The sequence below is a fragment of the Mycobacterium sp. 1245805.9 genome (assembly GCF_001672915.1).
In the GTDB taxonomy this organism is placed as follows: Bacteria; Actinomycetota; Actinomycetes; order Mycobacteriales; family Mycobacteriaceae; genus Mycobacterium.
This window is the reverse complement of the sequence record NZ_LZKR01000064.1, coordinates 82,853-102,494: the sequence shown is the minus strand read 5'-3', so window position 1 is coordinate 102,494 and position 19,642 is coordinate 82,853. Positions and strand designations below refer to the sequence as shown.

General features: G+C 71.7%; 7 protein-coding genes. All 7 read right to left on the bottom strand.

What is annotated here, in order from left to right:
* Nucleotides 1-62 precede the first annotated feature (62 nt).
* The 7 genes from A9X00_RS09925 to A9X00_RS09895 are packed head-to-tail and all read right to left on the bottom strand — an operon-like array spanning nucleotide 63 to nucleotide 19,564.
* Nucleotides 63-278, bottom strand: coding sequence for an MbtH family protein (locus A9X00_RS09925; RefSeq protein ID WP_067152415.1), 216 nt, complete (start codon nucleotides 276-278; stop codon nucleotides 63-65).
* Entirely contained in the window at nucleotides 256-1,554 is a 1,299-nt protein-coding gene (gene mbtG / locus A9X00_RS09920; protein ID WP_067152413.1) for an NADPH-dependent L-lysine N(6)-monooxygenase MbtG, read from the bottom strand. Before mbtG ends, A9X00_RS09925 begins: the two co-directional genes overlap by 23 nt.
* On the bottom strand, nucleotides 1,551-5,894 hold the full coding sequence (locus A9X00_RS09915) for a non-ribosomal peptide synthetase (protein ID WP_197515115.1): 4,344 nt from the start codon (nucleotides 5,892-5,894) through the stop codon (nucleotides 1,551-1,553). The genes mbtG and A9X00_RS09915 overlap by 4 nt, the downstream gene beginning before the upstream one ends.
* Nucleotides 5,891-11,056 carry a non-ribosomal peptide synthetase gene (locus A9X00_RS09910; RefSeq protein WP_067152411.1) on the bottom strand — a complete coding sequence of 1,722 codons (5,166 nt, stop codon included), beginning with the start codon at nucleotides 11,054-11,056 and terminating at the stop codon, nucleotides 5,891-5,893. Before A9X00_RS09910 ends, A9X00_RS09915 begins: the two co-directional genes overlap by 4 nt.
* The gene (gene mbtD / locus A9X00_RS09905) at nucleotides 11,049-14,045 is read right to left on the bottom strand and encodes a mycobactin polyketide synthase MbtD (RefSeq protein ID WP_067152409.1); all 2,997 of its coding nucleotides are present in this window, start codon (nucleotides 14,043-14,045) and stop codon (nucleotides 11,049-11,051) included. Before mbtD ends, A9X00_RS09910 begins: the two co-directional genes overlap by 8 nt.
* Nucleotides 14,035-15,348 carry a polyketide synthase gene (locus A9X00_RS09900; protein WP_067152407.1) on the bottom strand — a complete coding sequence of 438 codons (1,314 nt, stop codon included), beginning with the start codon at nucleotides 15,346-15,348 and terminating at the stop codon, nucleotides 14,035-14,037. The genes mbtD and A9X00_RS09900 overlap by 11 nt, the downstream gene beginning before the upstream one ends.
* The gene (locus A9X00_RS09895) at nucleotides 15,338-19,564 is read right to left on the bottom strand and encodes a non-ribosomal peptide synthetase (protein ID WP_067152405.1); all 4,227 of its coding nucleotides are present in this window, start codon (nucleotides 19,562-19,564) and stop codon (nucleotides 15,338-15,340) included. Before A9X00_RS09895 ends, A9X00_RS09900 begins: the two co-directional genes overlap by 11 nt.
* Between the last annotated feature and the right edge of the window lie 78 nt (nucleotides 19,565-19,642).

The window sequence follows — 19,642 nt, the reverse complement described above, 5'->3', positions numbered from 1 at the left end:
TGCCCGGGGAGCCTGTTGTTCTTGGTCTCGGAGGGGTCACGGTACGGGCACGCTACCGGCGCTCAGTCGCCGGCCATGGCCTCGCGCAGGGTCTTGGGGCGCAGGTCGGTCCAATGTTCTTCGACATAATCCAGGCACTCCGGCCGGCTCGCTTCGCCGTAGACCGCGCGCCAGCCGGTCGGGATTTCGGCGAACGCGGGCCACAGGCAGTGCTGCTCCTCGCCGTTGACAAGCACGTAGAAGGAGCCGCCGTCGTCATCGAAGGGGTTGGTGCTCATCGCTTCTCCTCGTCGTTCGTTGTGTCCCCGAACCTGCTAATAGCTTAGTCGCGCCCAGCACCCGGTCGGAAAGCAATCCGAGGCAGCTCAGGTTGGGAAATCCGGGACCCTGGGTGAGTCCGGAAAGGTTGGGCAGGAACAGCTTTGGGCTGACGTCGGTGACGGCCAGGTCGTAGCCGATCGCCTCCTGCAGGCTGTCGGCGGTCAGCGGACCGCCCAGCCCGAGTTCGAGCAAGTCGAGCACGTCCTGACCGAACAGCGAGGTGAACCACAGCGGGTCCGCGCCGGAGCCGTCGATCACCAGATCGAACCCGTGCACCGTCTCGAGGTTCTCGCTGCCGCGGTTGGTGGACAGCGTCAACCGGATCTGCCCCTCGCGCCCCACGGCGTGGGCGACCCGGCCGCGCAGGTGGTGGATGCGGTCGTCGGCCAGCAGCGCCTCCTGCACGTTCGCCGAGAACACCCCGCGGTCGGTGCGCGCCAGCGCGTCGCGGCGCTCGTCCAGCGTCAGGTCGGTCCAGTCGGTGGGGTCGGAGAACAGCGAATTCTCGAAGAACCCCTCGCCCCGGGTGAACAATGTCGCCTGCGGGGAGATGACGGTGATGCTGGAAACCCGGTGCCGGAACAGCTCGTTGAGCATCGACGCGGCGGTCTCACCGCCACCGATCACCGCCACCCGCTCGGCGCTGATCCGGTCGTCCGCCGCGGCCCGGTCCCAGAACTGGGCGATCGACAGCACGCGCGGATTGCCCGGCAGCAATGACTTTTCGGCCTGGCCGGGGCCGGTGATCATCAGGGCGTCGGCGTGCACGATGGTTTCGTGGGTTTGCAGGAGCCAGCGATCGCCACCGACGGCAAGCCGTTCGACCTCGCCGTGCACCACGTTCAGGCCGACCTGGTCGGCGACCCAGGCGAGGTATTGGCTCCACCGGCGGTGGGTCGGCGCCGGCCGGCCGCGGTCGATCCACTCGGCGAACGACGCGGTTGCGATCAGGTACGACTGCCAGCTGTAGCGGGTCATCCGCTCGTCGAGTTCGGCGTTGCGCCGCGGTACCAGCGAAGAGCGGTACGGGAACCCGACGTCTTTTTCCGGGCTGGTGCCCAGCCGGTGCGCGCCGTCGGTCCATCCGCCGCTGGCCTGCCAATTGGCCGCCACCCCGATGCGTTCGACCGCGACGATGTCGGGGACCTCAACTCCCATGTCGCGCAGCGCCGCTGCCTTGGCCGCGACGGCCACCGCCTTGGCTCCGGCGCCGAGGATCGCCAGTGTGCTCATTCCGCCATCTCCCGCAGTGTCTCGGTCCAAAGTCCTTGCAGCTCACCGATTTCCGCCGCGCTCAGAATGTCCGGCAGCGCCCGCCACTGGGTGGCCAGCACGCGCGCGGCGCCCGTCCCGAGGATGCCCGCCACCACGGTCAGTTCGTGGCGCACCGCCTGTTCGGGCTCGGGCACCCGGCCGACCTCGGCCATCAGCTCGCGGTCCAGCTCGAGGTCCCCGACGCCGACGTGAAGGTTGCCGAGGTAGTTGAGCAGCAGTTGGGGTTCGGGGAGTTCGCGCAGCCGCGTATCGGGCCGCAGGTAACGCAGCAGGCCGTAATCGACACCGCTGCCGGGGATGCGGGCCAAGTCGGTGGGCCCGTCGGAGTGGATGCGCAACGGGTAGATCGCGCTCAGCAGCCCGACGGTGTCGCCGGTATCGGTGTCCAGCCCGAATTCCGTGCGGCCGTGCGTCTCCAGCGCCAACAACGGCGCCGGCGTGTCCTGACCGCGTCGCCGCCGCCACGCGGTGACCGTGCGGGCGGCCGCGGTGATCAGCAGTTCGCCTATCGGCTGCGCCGCCGAGAGCAGCCGACCGGTGACCTCCGGCCCGCAGGCCGAGACGGTGATCGCCAGGTCGCCGGCGCGGTCGGTCTGCGGGCGCAGCCTGCGGGCGCCCAGCGGCGGATCGTCGCCCCGCAGTTCGGCCGCCCAAAATGCTTCGGTGGTCAGCGTTTTGGCCCGCTCGGCGAGTAGACGCGACCACTGTCGGTAGGTGGTGTGCTCGCGGGCCGGCGTGGGCGTGCGTCCCGCGGCCAGGGCGTGCAGGCCCGCGTCGAGTTCGCCCAGCACGATGCGCCACGAGGCCGGGTCCATCGCCAGCACGTGGGCCGTCAGCACCAGAACGCCCGGCTCGTCCGGTCGGCGCAGCCACACCGCGGACAGCAGCCGACCGGCCTGCGGGTCCAGGCTCTCCACCGCCGCGCGGACATGCTTGGCGACGTCGTTGGTCGGATCGCCCCCCACCCACGCCTCGCTGAGGATGTCGACATCCGGCTGTGCGACAAGCGTCATCGCATCGCGGTCCAGCCGGCATCGCAACGCCTCGTGCCCGTGGATCACCGCGCGCAGCAACGCGTCCAGACCGTCCCGGGTGATCGTGTCGGGCAGCCTGATGACTTCGGTCTGCGCGAGCCGCCGGGCATCGCCGTGCTCGTAGAGCCAATGAACGCTGGGCAACACCGGGATCGGTTCACCGGCCTCGGCCGCGCCGTCCGGGGCCGTGCGCCGGGCGGTGTCGGAGTCGATCGCCGCGGCGAGTTCGCGGATGCTGTCACACTCCACCATCGACCTGGCCCGCAGCGCGATGCCGCGGCGGCGGGCGGCCTGCACGACCGACAGGGCCGAGATGCTGTCCAGGCCCAGTTCCAGGAAGCCCGCCGTGACGTCGACGTCGGTGCCGCCCAGGACGTCGGTGAACGCCTGGGCCAGCGCCGACTCGGTCGGCGTCGCGGGCGGGACGGCGGGGCCATCGACGATATCGGTTGCCGCCAAGGCCTTTTCGTCGATCTTGCCGTGCGGGGTCAGCGGCAACTCTTCCAGGACGACGATGTGATGAGGAACCAGGTAACGCGGCAACCGATCGAGCAGCATCGCACGCAGTTCGGCCGCCGCCGGCCGGTCGGGCCCGCCCGCGACGTACGCGGTCAGCCGGGGCCCGTTTGCGTGGTGGCGGGCCAGCACGTGGGCGCCGCGCACCCCGTCATGGCCGCAGAGCACCGCCGCGATCTCGCCGGGCTCGACGCGGAACCCGCGGATCTTGAGCTGGTCGTCGCTGCGCCCGAGGAACTCCAGCCCCCCGTCGGGCATGCGGCGCACCACATCTCCGGTGCGGTACATGCGGGCGCCCCGGCCGTTCGGCTCGGCGACGAAACGCGTTGCAGTCTCGGCCGCGCGCCCCAGGTAGCCGCGGGTCAGCTGGTCGCCCGCCAGGTACAGCTCGCCGGCGACCCCGTCGGGCACCGGCCGCAGCCAGGCGTCCAGGACATAGGCGCGGGTGCTCCGGGTCGGGCGCCCGATGGTCGGCCGGGCGTGTTCGCCGATGGCCGCGACGACGGCCTCGACCGTGGTCTCGGTGGGTCCGTAGCAGTTGAAGGCGGTCATCGCCGTTCGGGCGCATTCGGTTTGGATCGCGCGCCACGCGGCGACGCCGAGGGCCTCGCCGCCGAGCGCGAGGACCGCCAGCGGCACCCGGCGCAGCAGCCCCGCGTTGTGCAACTGGCCGAACATCGACGGTGTGGTGTCGATCATGTCCAGGTCGAAGCGGTCGATCACGTCGACCAGCGTCTCGGCGTCGCGCTGACGCTCGTCGTCGACGACGTGCACCGAGTGCCCATCGAGCAAGGCCGCCAACGGCTGCCACGCCGCGTCGAAGGTGAACGACCAGGCATGCGCGATGCGCAGCGGTCGCCCGATGCGCGCGGCGGCCGGCCGAAGGACGCGCTCGACGTGGTCGTCGATGTACGCGGCTAGCGCGCGGTGCGTACCGATGACGCCCTTCGGCGCCCCGGTGGTGCCCGAGGTGAAAACGGCGTAGGCCGCGTGGTCCGGCGGCACCGTGACCGCGCGGTAATCGGCGCTCCCGGCAGCCGAATTGGTGACGAATCCGTCGTCGACGACGATCGGGGCCGACGTCTGGCGCAGGATCTCGGCGACCCGCTCGCCCGGCATCCCCGGGTCCAGCGGCACGATCATGCCGCCGGCTTTCAGGACGGCCAGCATGGCGGCCACGTAGTTCGGGCTTCGGGGCAGCATGATCGCGACCGGGGTCTCGCTGCCGACGCCCGCCCGCCGCAGCGCGGCCGCCAGCCGGTCGGCGAGCGCGTCGAGCTCGCCGTAGGTCAGCCTTCCGTCTTCCCAGCTGACCGCCGTCGAATCGGGTTGCGCGGCAGCGATTTGGGCGAACCGGGTGTGCACCGCGACCGCCGGCGCCTCCAGAGGGTCCGCGGCGGCCGGGTCGCGCTCGCCGTCGAGCAGAATATCGACCTCGCGCAGCGGCCGGTCCCACTTGTCCACCAGCCGTTGCGCCACCGCCAGCAGCCGACTGCCGAGGTCTTCGGGCGCCAGCGCGCCCAGCGCGCCGTCGAGCACCTCCACCAGCACCGTGAGCCCCTCGGCGCTCGGGTGGGCGGCGATGGTCACCGGGAAATGCGACACGCTCTCGAGCGCCACCGGACGAAACGTCGCGCCGTTTGCGACGAATTCGGTGGCCCCCACGACCTCGCCGGGCGGGAAGTTTTCGTACACCAGCAGGGTGTCGAACAACTCACCGACACCGGCGATGGCCCGCAGCTCGGCGTGGCCCAGGTAGCTGTGGTCCCGCAGCGCGGCGGATTCGCGTTGCAGCGCAAGGCATTGCGTCCCGGCCGGCTCGCGCGGGTCCAGGCGCACCCGCAACGGGACGGTGTTGATGAACATGCCGACCATCGATTCGACGCCCGGCAATTCGCCCGGCCTGCCGGACACGGTCACCCCGAACGTCACGTCGTCGCGGTCGGTGAAGACGGATAGTATTGCCGCCCAGGCTATTTGGACGAGCGTGTTGAGGGTGACGCCGCGGGCGCGGGCGGCGTCGGCCAGCGCGGCGGTGGCCTCGGGGTCGAGGCGCAGCGTGGTGCGGCGGGGCACGCCCGCCGCCGGTGGGGTTGCGGCCAGCGCCGGCGAAAGCAGGGTGGGCCCGTCCATGCCGCGCAGGTGCTCGGCCCACAAGGCGCGGCTGGCCGCCTGGTCCCGGTCGGCAAGCCAGCCGATGTAGTCGCGGTACGGCCGCGGCGGTGGCGGCAACGCGGCGGCGTCTCCCCCGGCCCGATACAGGGCGAGCAGTTCGGACACCAGCAGCGGCAGCGACCACCCGTCGATGACGATGTGGTGCGCGACGATGACCAGGTGCCACCGCTGCTCCGGCAATTCGACGAGCAGGAACCGGATCAGCGGTCCGCGACCCACGTCGAAACGGCGTTGGCGCTCTTCGGCTTCCAGCGCCTCGACCTGGTCCGGCTCGGCGCGCACACAGCGCCATGGCAGCTCGGCGCTGCTCGGTATCACCTGGACGGGCCGGCTCAGGTCGCCGTGGATGAAGCTTGCCCGCAGGTTGGGGTGCCGCATCAGCAGCGTCGCGGCGCATTCGCGCAACAACGCGACGTCGAGCGGGCCCACCACGTCGGCGGCCATCGCGATGACGTACGGGTCGGCGTCCGGGCCCTCTTCGGAGGCCAGCGTCGCCATCGAGAACAGCCCCTGCTGCAGGGGGCTGAGCGCCATCACGTCCTCGATGGCCGGCCGCGGGTCGGCTCGGGTCACGGCCGATCACCCCAGGACGAGGTCAGGGCAGCCAGCTCCTCGGCGGAAAGCCCCGAGGTGCTCATCGGCGCGTGCGAACTTACCTGCGCGCTCTCGGGTTCGGTTTCGGCCGTCGACTTGGCGTCCAGCGCGGCGGCGAGCTCGTGGAGCACGGGGTGTTCGAAGATCATCCGCGGGGTCAGCGGCAGTCCGGCGTCGCGGGCCCGCGCGGCGGCCCGCACGGCGAGGATGCTGTCCCCGCCGAGGTTGAAAAATTCGTCGTGCCGGCCGATTTCACCCGTCCCGAGCATCTCGGCGAGGATTTCGGCGAGTGCCCGCTCGGTGGCGGTGCCGGGCGGTTCGGCCGGGCCCGCGGGCGCCGGTGCCGGCGCGGGTGGCTCGACATCGGCGACCAACTGGAGTTGACCGTCCTCGGTCCAGATGCCGCGCTCGCCGTTGCGGTACAGCCTCGAACCCGGTTGGGCGGCAAACGGATCGGCGACGAAACGTGTCGCGGTGAGCGATGGCCCCGCCAGCCGGCCGACGACCGCCGGGGTGCCACCGTAGTAGACGTCCCCCACCACCCCGGCCGGGACGGGGTTCAGCCAGGAGTCCAGCAGGTACACCCCGGCGGCCCCGGCTCCCGCGTCGGACCGGGCCAGAATGCGCTGTCGTTCTTGCGCGTCGGCGATCTCGACGTCGCGCAACCGTTGATCGGGATCGTCGGCGAACGCCTCGATGACACGGATCAGCCACTCGGCGAACCGTTCCGCGGTGGCGCGCCGGTACAGCTCGGGGCGATAGATGACGTGGCCGCGGTAGCCATCAGACAACGAATCGGGTGCGAAGAAGTTGACCGACATGTCGGCGTGCGCCACGTCGAAGTCCGGCTCGAGCGCGGTGAAGGTGGTGTCACCGTCCGGCCCGCTGTCGATCACGCGGTCTTGCGGCAACTGTTCGCGAACGTGGACCACCACGTCGAACAGCGGGTTGCGCGACAGCGCGCGCGCGGGACGCACCGCGTCCACCACTTGGTCGAACGGCAGATCCTGATGTGCGTACGCGGCCAGCGCCATGTCCCTGGTCCGTAGCAGCAGCTCACGCAGGGTGGGGTTGCCGCGCAGGTCATTCCGCAGCACCACGATGTTGATGAAAAACCCGACGAGGCGATCCAGGTCGGATTCGTTGCGCCCGGCGACGGGGGTGCCGAGCGGGACGTCGGCGCCGCCGCCGGCCTTGTGCAGCACCACCGCGACGGCGGCCTGCAGCAGCATGAACTCGGTGATGCCGAGCTCGCGGGTCAGGGCGGCCAGCTTGGCGCGGGTGGCGGGGCCGAACCCGAACTCGACGGCATCACCGGCGCCGGAGAGCGCGGCCGGCCGCGGGAAGTCCGGGCGCAGGCCGTTTCCCTGTGCCAGCCCCTCCAGCTGGCGGGTCCAGTAGTCCCGCTGCGGTCCGGCGATGCCGGCGCTGTCCTCCAGCAGCGCCGCCTGCCACGCGGCGTAGTCGGCGTATTGCACGGGCAGCGGTTCCCAGTCGGGAGCGCGGCCGCCGCGGCGGGCCCGGTATGCGGTGAGCAGGTCGGTGAACAACACACCGGCGGACCAGTGATCGCCGGCGATGTGGTGCGTCACCACCGACAAGACATTGCGGTCGGGCGTGCCCAGCACCGCCGCCCGGATCGGCAGGTCGGTCTCCAGGTCGAAGACGTAGCGGCGCTCCGCATCCAGTTGGGCCCCAAGCCATTCCTCGTCGGGCCCGTCGGCGCGGCGCACCGGAACCACGGCGGGCGGGCGGACGATCTGGTGTGGGACGCCGTCGATCTCGCGGTAGGTGGTGCGCAAGATCTCGTGTCGCGCCACGACGTCAGTGACGGCCGCCGCCAGCGCGTCGGTGTCGCAGGGGCCCCGCAACGCCGCCGCGAACGGGATGTTGTTGACGGCGTTGGGCCCGTCGAAGCGATAGGTGAACCAGCTGCGCAGCTGCGACGGCGAGAGCCGAGCCGGCCCGCCGTGGTCCAGCGCGATCAGCCGTGGCCGCGCCGACGCCTGATCCGTGGCGTCGATGCGCGCGGCAAGCCGCGCCACCGTCGCGAGTTCGAAAACGTCGCGCACGCCGATGTCGACGCCGAATGCGGTACGGACCGACGCGACCAACTTCGTCGCGAGCAGCGAGTGGCCACCCAGGTTGAAGAACGAGTCGTCGGCGCCGACCCGGTCGCGGTCGAGCAGCTCGGCGAACAGGTCTGCGACCCGCCGCTCTGTCGCCGATTCCGGTTCGCGGAACTCCGCGCCGGAACTCACCTCCGGGGTTGGCAGCGCGGCCCGGTCGATCTTGCCGTGCGCGGTGATCGGGATCTCGTCGAGCACAACGTATGCCGCCGGGACCATGTACTCGGGCAGCGCCGCGGCGACGCGGGCCCGGATGCGGTCGAGGTCGACCTCGGGCGTTCCCGCGGCGGGCGTCACGTAGCCGACCAGGCTCTTGCCCAGTCCCGGCAGGTCGCTGACCACCACGACCGCCTGGCCGACCGTCGGGTCGACCGAGATGGCCGCGGCGACGTCGCCCAGTTCGATCCGGAAGCCGCGGATCTTGACCTGCTCGTCGGCGCGGCCCACGAACTCGACGTCGCCGTCCGCGTTGCGGCGCGCCAGGTCCCCGGTCCGATACATGCGGGCGCCGGGATTGAACGGGTCGGCGACGAACCGCTCGGCGGTCAGCCGGGCACGGCGATGGTATCCGTGCGCCAGATGCGTTCCGCCCAGGTATATCTCGCCGATCACGCCGACCGGCACCGGTCGCAGCGAATCGTCGAGCAAGTGCATCGTGGTATTGATCTTGGGCCGGCCAATGGGCACGATGCGGGTGCCTTGCGGCCCCTCGACCTTGAACCGGCTGGCATTGATCACGGTTTCGGTCGGACCGTAGAAGTTGTGCAGCAGCGCGTCGAAGGTCGCGTGGAACTTGTCGGCCACCTCGCCGGGCAGCGGTTCGCCGCCGATGGGCACCCGCTGCAACGTCCGCCACTGGTTGACGCCGGGGAGCGACAGGAACAAGCCGAGCAGCGAGGGCACGAAATGCATTGCCGTGATTCCCTCGTCGCGCAACAGGGCGGTGAGGTAGCCGATGTCGTTGAGTCCCCCGGGGCGCGGGATCACCATGCGCGACCCGCAGGCCAGCGTGCCGAAGATCTCGGCGATCGACACGTCGAAGCTTGGCGAGGCGACCTGCAGCAACCGATCGGAGTGGTCCACCCCGTACTCGCCCCGGAACCAGACGAAGTATTCGGCGACGGGAAGGTGCGGCACCGCAACGCCTTTGGGCAGCCCGGTGGTACCCGACGTGTAGATCAGGTACGCGGTGTTGTCCGGCCGCAGCGGCCGGACCCGCTCCGCGTCGGTGGGGTCCTCGGCTCGGTAGGCGTCCAAGCCGGCCATCGGCTCGCGCAGCACCAGCTTCGCGTCGCAATCGTCGAGGATGAACTCGAGCCGGTCGCGCGGGTAGGTGGGGTCCACCGGTACGTACACCGCACCGGACTTGGCGATGCCGACCGCGGTGATCACCAGGTCAGGCGACCTGTCCAGCAGCACGGCGACGCGGTCCTCGCTGCCGATCCCCTTCTCGATCAACCAGTGCGCCAACCGGTTTGCCGCCTCGTTGATGTCGCGGTAGCTGAACCGGCGGCCCTCGTACGCGACGGCGATGGCGTCGGGGGTCCGCGCGGCCTGCTCGGACACCAGGTCGGCGAGGGTCCGGGGGGCGGTCCGGAACGCCTCGCCGTGCGACACCTCACGCAGCCAGGCGGCGTCGGCCTGGTCCAGCAGCGCCAGCCCAGATAGCGGCCGGTCCGGTTCGGTCAGCGCATCGTCGAGCAGCACGGCGAAGTGCTGCAGCATCTGGCGCACCAGCGCGGGTTCGAGGATCTCGAGCAGGTGTTCGGCCTCCACCAGCGCACCGGTGCCGTCGAATTCGACCATGAAGCCCAGCGGCAGCTGAGTCACGTTGCTGCGCAACCCGTAACGCTCGCACTCGACGCCGGGTGGCCGGAACCCGCCGCCGTCGGGCTCACGGAACCCGAAGCTGACCCGGGTCATCCGCTCCGCGCCGTGGCGGCGATCGGGGTTCAGTTCGCGCACGGCGCGGCCGAGGCCGACCCGTTGGTGCGCGAACGCCCCGGTCGCCACGTCGCGGGTGGACTTGAGCAACTCGCGGAAGCTCATCGCCGGCCGCGGTCGCAGCCGCAGCGCCACCGTGTTACCGAAATATCCGATGGCATCGTCGGTTCCGGCGCCGCGGTTGAGCACCGGTGCGGCCACCAGGAAGTCGTCGCTGTGGGTATAGCGATGCACGAGGGCGCCGAAGGCGGCGAGCAGCACCATGTATGGGGTGCAGCCGGTGTCGCGCGCCACCGCGATCACCCGCTGGGCGGTGTCGCCGGACAGCCGCAGTTCGGTGCGGGCGGCCCGCCAATTGGTCGGCATGGTCGTCCCGGCCGGCCCGGGGAGCTCGAGCGGTTCCGGCGGGCTGGCCATGACGGCGCGCCAGTAGTCGAGGTCGGCGTCGGTGGTGTCGGGTGCGGGTGGCGCCGAGCCTCGGTAGGGCGCCAGTTGGGCGCCCCGGTAGGCGTCGGTGAGGTCGTCGAAGAACACCCGCCACGAGCCGTCGTCCCAGGCGATGTGGTGGGCCACCAACAGCAGCACATGCTCGTCGGCCGCGATGCGCACGGCGGTGATCCGCAGCGGCGCGTCGGTGGAAAGGTCGAAGGGGGTGGAGAATTCGCGCTGGGCGAGCACCTCGAGCCGAAGCCGGCGCGCGTGTTCCGACAGCGCGGTCAGGTCGTGTTGTGCCCAGCCCGGGCGCAGATCGTCGTGCACGGCCGGCCGGGGGGTGCCGTCGTCGCCGCCGGAGTAGGTGGTGCGCAGGATCGGATGCCGACCGGCGACCGCGTCGACGGCGTCGTGCAGCCGCGCGAGATCGATGTCGCCGGTGAGCCGATAGGAGACGCACACGTTGAGCAGCGCGCCGCTCGGATCGGCCAGGTGCACGAACCACATTCGGGCCTGGCCGTCGGAGAGTCGGTCGTCGGGAGCATCGGGTTCGCCGGTGTCCGCCGAGAGGCCGCGATCGGCCAGCCTGCGACGAAGCAGTTCCAGGCGGGCGCCGGTGTCGGCGATGTCAGTCACGCGAAACGTCCACCTTCTGTGCTGTGTCGGGGCGCTCGTCGGCGCCCTCGAGTTGTTCGACAAGTTCGGCGCCGGTGATGTCGCCCATCAGCGTCGCCAGCGAGACCGTTCGGCCGATCGTCCGTTTGAGGCGCTTGCGCAGGTCCAGCGCCAGCATCGAGTCGACGCCCAGGTCGAACAGCGATTCGCCGAGGTTCAGTTCGCCGGTCCGCTCGATGCCGAGGACGGCGGCCAACTGGCTGCGCACCGCGTCGACGACGGGCAGCTCGGTGGCGCTGGAGCGGTGGTCGGTCGGTTCGGACCGCCTGCCGCTCAGGAAGATTCGCAGCCGGGCCGCGTCGGCGGAGAACACCAGCGGGTCGTCGCGCCAGTCGCGCAGGCTGGCCTCGATCGCGTCCCGCGGCGCCATCGGGCGCAGGCCCGAACGCTCGATGTTTTCCACCTCGGCCGCAGCCACGATGCCCCGCCCCGACTCGCCGCTCGCGGGTTGCCACAGGCCCCACCGCACCGCCACGCAGTGCCGGCCCGCGGCGCGCAGCTCGGCGGCCAGGTGGTCCAGCAGGCGGTTGGCCGCCGAGTAGGCGGCGTGCCCGCGTCCGCCCCACAGCCCGGATACCGACGAGCACACCAGCATTCGCGCTTGCGCGCGGGCGGGCCACAGTTCGGCGAGGTGGGCCAGGCCGGTGATCTTGGCGGCGAAGGCGTCCGTGAGGGCGGCCTCCGTCGGGGTGGCCCCGGCGCCGAAGCCGGCGCTGCCGGCCGCGTGCACGATCAACGACGCGCCGGCGCCCCCGTATTTTGTTGCGGTGAGCGCCAATTGGGCCCGATCGGTGATGTCGCAGGGCGCGGCCACCAGCTCGGTGCCGTGCTCGGTCGCCAAGGCCTTCAGCACCCCGGGATCCGCGCTGCGGCGGCTCAGCAGGACGATGCGCCGCGCGCCGCGCTCGGCGAGATGGCGGGCATAGTGCAGGCCGATGGCGCCGGCACCGCCGGTGATGACGACGTCGTCGAGCACCCCGGAGTCGAGTGGCCATGGCGCCGCGGCCGGCACGTCGCGAAACGAGCGCTCGAACAACGCGTGCCCGCGCAGCGCGAGTTCGCCCGCGCCGGACAGCAACGCGTCGACGGCGGCGGACCCGGCCGCGGGCGTCAACTCCCACGACGGCAGGTCCACGTGGGTGAAAGCCCGCTCGGGGTGGTCGAATCCGGCGCTGCGGTGCATCGCGGCCAGGGCCGCGTGGGCGGCGGACGGCGGCGCGTCGTGCGGGCCGACGCGCTCGGCGGCGACGGTGAGCAGGCCTACCGTGTGGCAACGGGGACCCAGCGCGTCCGCGTAGTCGAGCAGCCCGGCCGCGGCCAGGCCGGTGAGCGCCTCGGCGGCCCGTTGCGCGTCGGCCCCGTCGAAGGCCGGCGCGATCACCGCGACGATCTCCGCGTCCCGAGGTGCGCTGAGGGCGGCGGCGGGATGCGAATCGATCGCCGCGCGCAGCGGTCGGGCCAACGGGCTTTCGGCGCCGAGTTCGATCACCGCGACCCGCGCCGACGATCCCGCGACCGCGGTAGGCGGCGCCACCCGCTCCCAGTGCTCCATCGCGACGTCGGGCGCTCCGGCAGCGGCCACGGGTGGCAGCGGCGCCGGGTGCGCCCACATAGGGACCGCGCGCATCGGTGCGTTCGGAAATCCCCGTAGGCCAACGTCGCCGGCGGTCGGGCCGCCGAGGTAGTCACCCCAGGCGTAGCCGGGGTCGGCCGCGGCGGCGGCGACGATGTTCGCCGACAGCGCCTCGAGCACCGGCTCGTCGCGGTGACCCGAACCGACCAGCACCGCCGGGCCGTCCGGCGCGTCCGCCTCGAAGATCTGGCCGATCGTGAACAGCAGCGCCGGATGGGCCGACAACTCGACGAAGGACCCCGCGCCGCGCCGGATCGCCGCCGCGAACGCGCGGTCCAATCGCACGGTGTTGCGCAGGTTCGCATACCAGTAGTCGGCGAAGGGCTCGTCGGACGCGACCACGTCGCCGGTGGCGCCGCCGATGAATTGCACGGGGGCCTCGATGAATTCGGAGGCCGGCAGCCGCGCCGCGAACTCCTCGCGCAGCGGCTCGAGCACACTGGTGTGCCCCGGGAATCCCGCGGTGATCTCGCGGGCGAACTGACCGCTCGAGCGAACCGCGTCGGCGATCGCCAGCACGGCGTCGCGTTCGCCAGACACCGCCACGGTGGACGCGGAGTGCACCACCGCCAGCTCGACCCAGCCGTCCGCCGCCGCAATGAGCGCGCCGGCCGCGTCGGCGCCGACGCCCAGTGTCGCCATCGCGTAGCGACCCGGAAGGCGGTCCACCACGGCGGCCCGGGCCGCGACGACGGCAACGGCGTCCGGCAATGTCATGGTGCCGGCGACGAAGGCCGCGGCCACCTCGCCGAGGCTCTGGCCGACGGTGAGGTCGGGAAGCACGCCGCACGACCGCCACACCTCCGCCAGCGCGACCGCATGGACGAATTGCCCGCCCTGCACCTCGATTTCGGAGAAGGCCTGCGATTCGTCCGCGGCCGTCAGGTAGCGCAGCGGTGACACGTGGCCGGCGGCCTCGAAGGCCGCGACGCAGTCATCGGCCGCCGCCCGATAGCTCGGCAGCGCCCGGTACGCGACGGCGCCCATGCCCGGCCAGTGGACACCCTGACCGGGAACCACAAAGGCCTGCCGGGGCGCGGAATTCAGCGCGGAACGGACGACCAGCGGATGCTCGCGCCCAGCTTCCAGCGCCCGCAGCCCGCCGATGAGCTCGGCCCGGTCGGCGGCGCGCAGCACCGCGCGGTGTCGGCGCACCCGCCGGGTCCTCAGCAATTGACCGCCCACCTGGGCCACGGTCGTTTCCGGACACCGCTCCAGGTAGTCGGCGATCGCGCCGGCGTTCGCGCACACGAGATCGTCGGCGTGCGCGCTGAGGAGCACCGGGACGCGACCGTCGGGCAGTCGTTTAAGGGGCATCGGGCGACCCGTTATCCGGCATCGAGACGATCAGATGGGTGTTGGTGCCGCTCATCCCGAACGCGGACACCGCCGCGGTTCGCCACCCGTCGACGGCCCGCCACGGTGTCAGCTTGTCGGCCAGCCGCAAACCCTGGTTCTCCCAGTCGATTTCGTGGCTGGGCTCGTCGACGTGCAGCGTCGGGGGCACGGCGGCGTGCTCGGCGGACAAGATCACCTTGGCGAGGCCCAGCCCGCCGGCGGCAGCTTGGGCGTGGCCGATGTTCGACTTGACCGAACCCAGGAGCGGCCCGCGCCCGGGCGGCGCGGTGCCGTAACTGGCCGCCAATGACCACAGTTCCGTCCGGTCGCCGAGCCGGGTGCCGGTGGCGTGCCCCTCGACCATCCCGACGTCGACGGGCTCGACTCCGGCCTGCACGATGGCGCGCCGGAACAGTCGCAGCTGCGCGTCGTCGCTGGGGGCCATCAGCCCGTCGCTGCGTCCATCGGAGTTCAGGCAGCTGGCGCGCACCTCGGCGAGGACGCGACGCCCGTCGGCCACCGCCCGGGACCGGCGCTGCAGCACGAACATGGCCGCGCCCTCCGCCCAGACGGTTCCGCTGGCGAGCGCGCTGTACGGTCGGCAATGGCCGTCGTCGGACAGCGCGTGCTTCGAAGAGAATTCGACGAAATAGCCGGGGCTACCCATCACGCACACGCCGCCGGCGAGCGCGAGGTCGCAGTCGCCGGCCCGGATCGCCTGGACCGCGGTGTGAAACGCCGCGAGCGCCGACGAGCAGGCGGTGTCTATCGTCAGCGCCGGCCCCGCCAGGTCCAGCGTGTAGGCGATGCGGCCCGAGATGACACCCAGCGACGTCCCGGTCATCAAATGTCCGCTGTGGTCGGAGAACTCGGAAAGCGCCGGGCCATACTCCAGCGCGGAGGCGCCGACGTAGCAGCCCACATCGTGACCGGCGAGGTCGTCGGGGTTGATGCCGCTGTTCTCCACGCTCCGCCACGCCACCCGCAGCCCGACCCGCTGCTGGGGGTCCATGGCCGTCGCTTCCCGTCGTGAGATGCCGAAGAACTCCGGATCGAATGTCGTTGCGCTGGACAGGAATCCGCCAAGGTCGTGGATGGGCTTGAAGCCGTCCCGGCGGGATCCGTCGAACACCTCACGAAGCTCCCAGCCCCGGTCGGTGGGGAACGGGCCGAGCGCCTCCCGCTGTTCGGACAGCAACGCCCAGAAGTCGTCGGCGGTTTCCACGCCGCCGGGCGCCTCGAGGGCGAACCCGACGATAACGACCGGGTCGTTATCGGACATCGGCGCTCACCATCCGGGCCACCGCGTCGAGGTGATCATCGAGGTAGAAGTGGCCACCGTCGAATTCCGACACCGTGAATCGGCCGGAGGTGTGGGCTCCCCAGCGCGCCAGGGTTTCCCGGCTGATCCGGTGATCGCGATCGCCACCGACGGCGTGAATGTCGGCGGCGATGCGCACGTCGGGGCGGCATGAGTAGGCGTTCAGGGCGCGGTAGTCGGCCTGCACCGCCTGGACCAGGAGTTCGACGAATTCCTCGTCGTCCAGCAGCTCGGGGTCGGTGCCGCCGAGATCGATCATGTCCGCCAGCACCCCGCTGCCGCTGGTCGGCAGCGGTCCGTAGGCGTCGACCGTGGAGGGGGCCTGCCCGGCCGAGGCCCACAGGACGCGCACCGGCACGCCGTTGCGTTCGGCGACCCGGGCGAACTCGAACGCGACGACGGCGCCCATGCAATGGCCGAACAGGCTCAGCGGAGCCGCCGAGCTCCAGTCGCCGGCCTCGAACAACTCGTGGGCCAGCTCACCGATGCTCTCGGCCGCTGGGTGGTTCCGCCGGTCGGCCCGCTGCGGGTACTGCACCACGTAGGTGTCGACGCCGTTGGCCGACAACGCTTTCGCCAGTGGCCGATACGCCGCGGCGGCACCGCCGGCGTGTGGGAACACGACCACCGAGCCGCGCGCGGTGGCAGCGGTGAACCGCTTCACCCACGGCTTGAACTCGCGCCGCGCCGGCTCGGGCTGGTCGAGCGCGGAGAACACGTCGACGCTGGACATGTCCGCGATCTCGAGATACACGTCGGCCACCTGCTCGAGCCGGTCGCCGTTGGCTTCCCGGCCGGTCAGCAACTCGGCCAGCGTGGCGACGGTCCGGGCGGCAAAGACGTCGGCGACCATCACGCTCGGCGAGTCGAGCCACTGGCGGATGCCGACGACGGCCTGCGTGGCGTGCACGGAATCGCCACCGAGCGAGAAGAAGTCGTCGTGCACACCCACCGCATGGGTGTCCCGGTCGAGGAGGTCCGCGATGATGTGGCACAGCGCCCGTTCCAGTTGCGTGCGCGGGCCCTGGTACGGCGCGGACGCGTCGCCGGAGGCGACCGCCGCGGCCAGCTGACGGCCGACCGCGCGCCGGTCGATCTTGCCGCCGTCGGTGAACGGGATGCGGTCGGCCAGCGATATGTGCTGCGGAACCATGTGCGCGGGAACGAGATCGGTGAGAAGCTCGCGGATCCGCGGTGCGGTCAACGCGGCGTCGTCGAGGCGGACTGCGGCCGCCAGCACGTCGGCGCAGCCGGAGCCGGGCACCAGGGCGGCCACGGCCGCGCGCACCCCGGGCACCCGCGCCAGCGCCGCCTCGATCTCGCCGAGCTCGACGCGATACCCGCTGATCTTGATCCGGTGATCGGCGCGGCCGACGAACTCGAGGGTGCCGTCCGGCCAGTAGCGGGCCAGATCGCCGGTGCGGTACCAGGTTCGGCCGTCGTGGACGACGAAACGCTCGGCGGTCAGCTCGGGGCGTCCGCGATAGCCCCGGGCGATGCCGCGGCCGGACACCCACAGCTCACCGGCCACCCAGTCCGGGCAGTCGGCGCCGGTGTCGCCGACGACGCGGCAGGCGATGTTGGGGAACGGCTTGCCGTAGGGCACCGCGGTCCACTCCCCGGGCATGTCGGCGTCGACCTCGAAAATGGTTGCGTGGACCGCCGTTTCGGTGGCGCCGCCCAAGCCGGCGAAGCGCAGGTGCGGTGCACGCGCCAGCAGCCGGCGGGCCAGGCCGGGCCGCACCCAGTCGCCGCCGGTGGCCACCACCCGCAGCGACGACAGGCTGCTGGCCTCGACCTCGACCAGCATCTCCAGCCAGCCCGGCAGGAAGTTCAGCACCGTGACCTGATGGGTGTCGATGAGCCGGGCCCACGCGTCGGGATCGCGTCGCTGCGCCTCGTCGACCACGACGATCGAGCCGCCGGCCCGCAGTGTTGCGAAGACGTCGAGCACCGACAGGTCGCATTCCAGCGTCGAGAGGGCAAGGCAACGGTCCGCCGTGCCGATATCGAAGTGGCGGCTGAGGAATTCGACGGTGTTCATGGCGGCGTCGTGGGTCAGCTCGACGCCCTTGGGTTCGCCGGTCGAGCCCGACGTGAACAGCACGTAGGCGAGCTCGGCGGGATCGGTTGCGGCGGCCCGGAAGTCGGTGACCGCGGGTGCCTCGCGGAGAACGTCGGCGATCACCAACGCGGGCACCGGCACCGACAGCGGCTGCCCGCCGCACACCAGGGCCAGCCGCACCCCGCCGGTGTGCAGGATGCGCTCCGCGCGATCGCGCGGTTGGTCGACGCCGATCGGCAGGTACACCCCGCCGGCGGCCAGGATGCCCAGCAGCGCCGGCAGCTGTTCGGCGGTCTTCGGGCCCATCACCGCGACGGTGTCACCGTCGCCGATTCCGGCCGCCCGCAACGCGGCGGCCAGGGCCAGCGCCTGCTCGCGCAGCTGTGCATAGGTGAGGTCACCGGAGCTCGCGAAGACGGCGGGCGCGTCGGGTTGCTGCTCGGCGCGCCGGAAGAAGCCGTCGTGCAGGGTCTCCCCGCTCGGCGGGGCGCTGCAGCCGTTGACCGCCTCGCGCACCGCGCGCTGCGCGTCCGGCAAGTCCCGCACAGCGGCGGCGTCCCATGCGTCGTCGCTGGACGCCAACCGCAGCAGTTCGTCGATGTGGTGGGCGAACATCGCGTCGATGACGCCCGGCGCGAAGACGCCGTCGCGCACGTCCCAGTTCACCAGGACGCCGCCGTCGAACTCGGTGACCTGTGCGTCGAGCAGTACCTGCGGTCCCTGGGAAATGATCCACGCGGGTGTGCCGAATTGGCTTGTGACGTCGGCGCCGAACAGTTCCCCGAGGCCCAGCGCGCTGGTGAAGACGACCGGCGCCAGGACCTGGGTGCCGCGGTGGCGGCTGAGGTCGCGCAGCACGGACAGCCCGGGGTAGGAGGAATGGGCGGCGGCGGTCCGCATCGCGTCCTGCACCACGCGCGCCCGCGCGGCCCGGGTGTCGGCCTCCGTCAGGTCGACATCGAGCAGCAGCGACGAGGTGAAGTCGCCGACCAACTTTTCGACGTCGGGGTGCAGCGCCTGGCGCCCGAACAGCGGCACGTTGAGCAGGAACCGCGGCGAGGACCAGCGGGCCAGCGCGTCGGCGAACGCCGCGGCCAACGCCATCGCCGGGGTGATGCCGCGGGCTCGGGCGCGGGCGAAGAGCGCGTCGCGCGTTGCCGGGTCGAGCCAATGCCAGCGGCGGGTGCTGGTGTGTGAGTCGCGCGTGCCCGTCGACGGCGGCGTGGGCGGGTCCGGCAGGTCGGGAATGCGCTGGACCCACCAATCCCGGTCGGCGTCGCGCTGCGGCTGAGGTTGCGCATCCTGGCGCGCGATGGCAAGACGGTATTCGCGGTAGGTGTAACCCAATTCGGGCAGTTCCCGGCCGAGATAGAGGGCGGCCAGGTCGGCCATCAGCGTGCGGTAGCTCATCGCGTCGGCGGCCTGCATGTCCAGATCGACGTGCAGCCGGGACCGCCCGTCGGGCAGGAGCGTCACCGCGAGTTCGAACACCGCGCCGTCGAGCTGCTGGTGCGATTTGGCCTCGCGCAGGGCAGCGAGGCGCGGCTCGACCAGGTCGCGCTGGTCGCGCAGGTCCACCACCGTGACGGGGAAATCCCCGCATTCGTCGGGCGCGGCGATGCGTTGCGTGCCGTCCGGTGAGAATCGCACCCGCAGCATGGGATGGCGGAGCGCCAGCCGGTTGGCCGCGGCCCGCAGCCGGTCCGGGTCGATCGGGCCGCCGTCGAACTCGACGTAGAGGTGCCCGGCGACACCACCGAACTGCTGGTTGTCCTCGCGGCCGACCCACATCGCGTGTTGCATCGGGGCGAGCGGAAAGGGCTCGCCCTCCGCGGATGGTTCGGCGTCGGCGGGCGGAACTTCGGCCGCCGGGGCGCCCGGGCTGGCCGTCACCAGCTCGGACCAGGCCTCGATCGTCGGCGCCGCGGCCAGGGCGGCGAAATCGACGGCGATGCCCTGGCGGCGCCAGCGACCGGCGAGCGTCATCATCCGGATGGAGTCCAGGCCCTGGCCGATCAGGTTGCTGCCCGGGTGGATCGCGTCGGCGCGGACGCCGAGCAGCTCGGCGACCTCCGCGCGGATGTCCTCCGAGCCTGCCGGGGCACGCACCACGAATTCCTCCCTGAATTAGCAAAGGCTGCCCTAACTTGTTCGGCTACCCTATCCTCATCCCTGGCGCCGCCGCTACCA

What these genes read in the sequence shown, in the direction of transcription:
- A9X00_RS09925 (WP_067152415.1), bottom strand. Translation starts at nt 278, where the DNA reads ATGAGCACCAACCCCTTCGATGACGACGGCGGCTCCTTCTACGTGCTT.
- mbtG (WP_067152413.1), bottom strand. Translation starts at nt 1,554, where the DNA reads ATGAGCACACTGGCGATCCTCGGCGCCGGAGCCAAGGCGGTGGCCGTC.
- mbtD (WP_067152409.1), bottom strand. Translation starts at nt 14,045, where the DNA reads ATGCCCCTTAAACGACTGCCCGACGGTCGCGTCCCGGTGCTCCTCAGC.
- A9X00_RS09900 (WP_067152407.1), bottom strand. Translation starts at nt 15,348, where the DNA reads ATGTCCGATAACGACCCGGTCGTTATCGTCGGGTTCGCCCTCGAGGCG.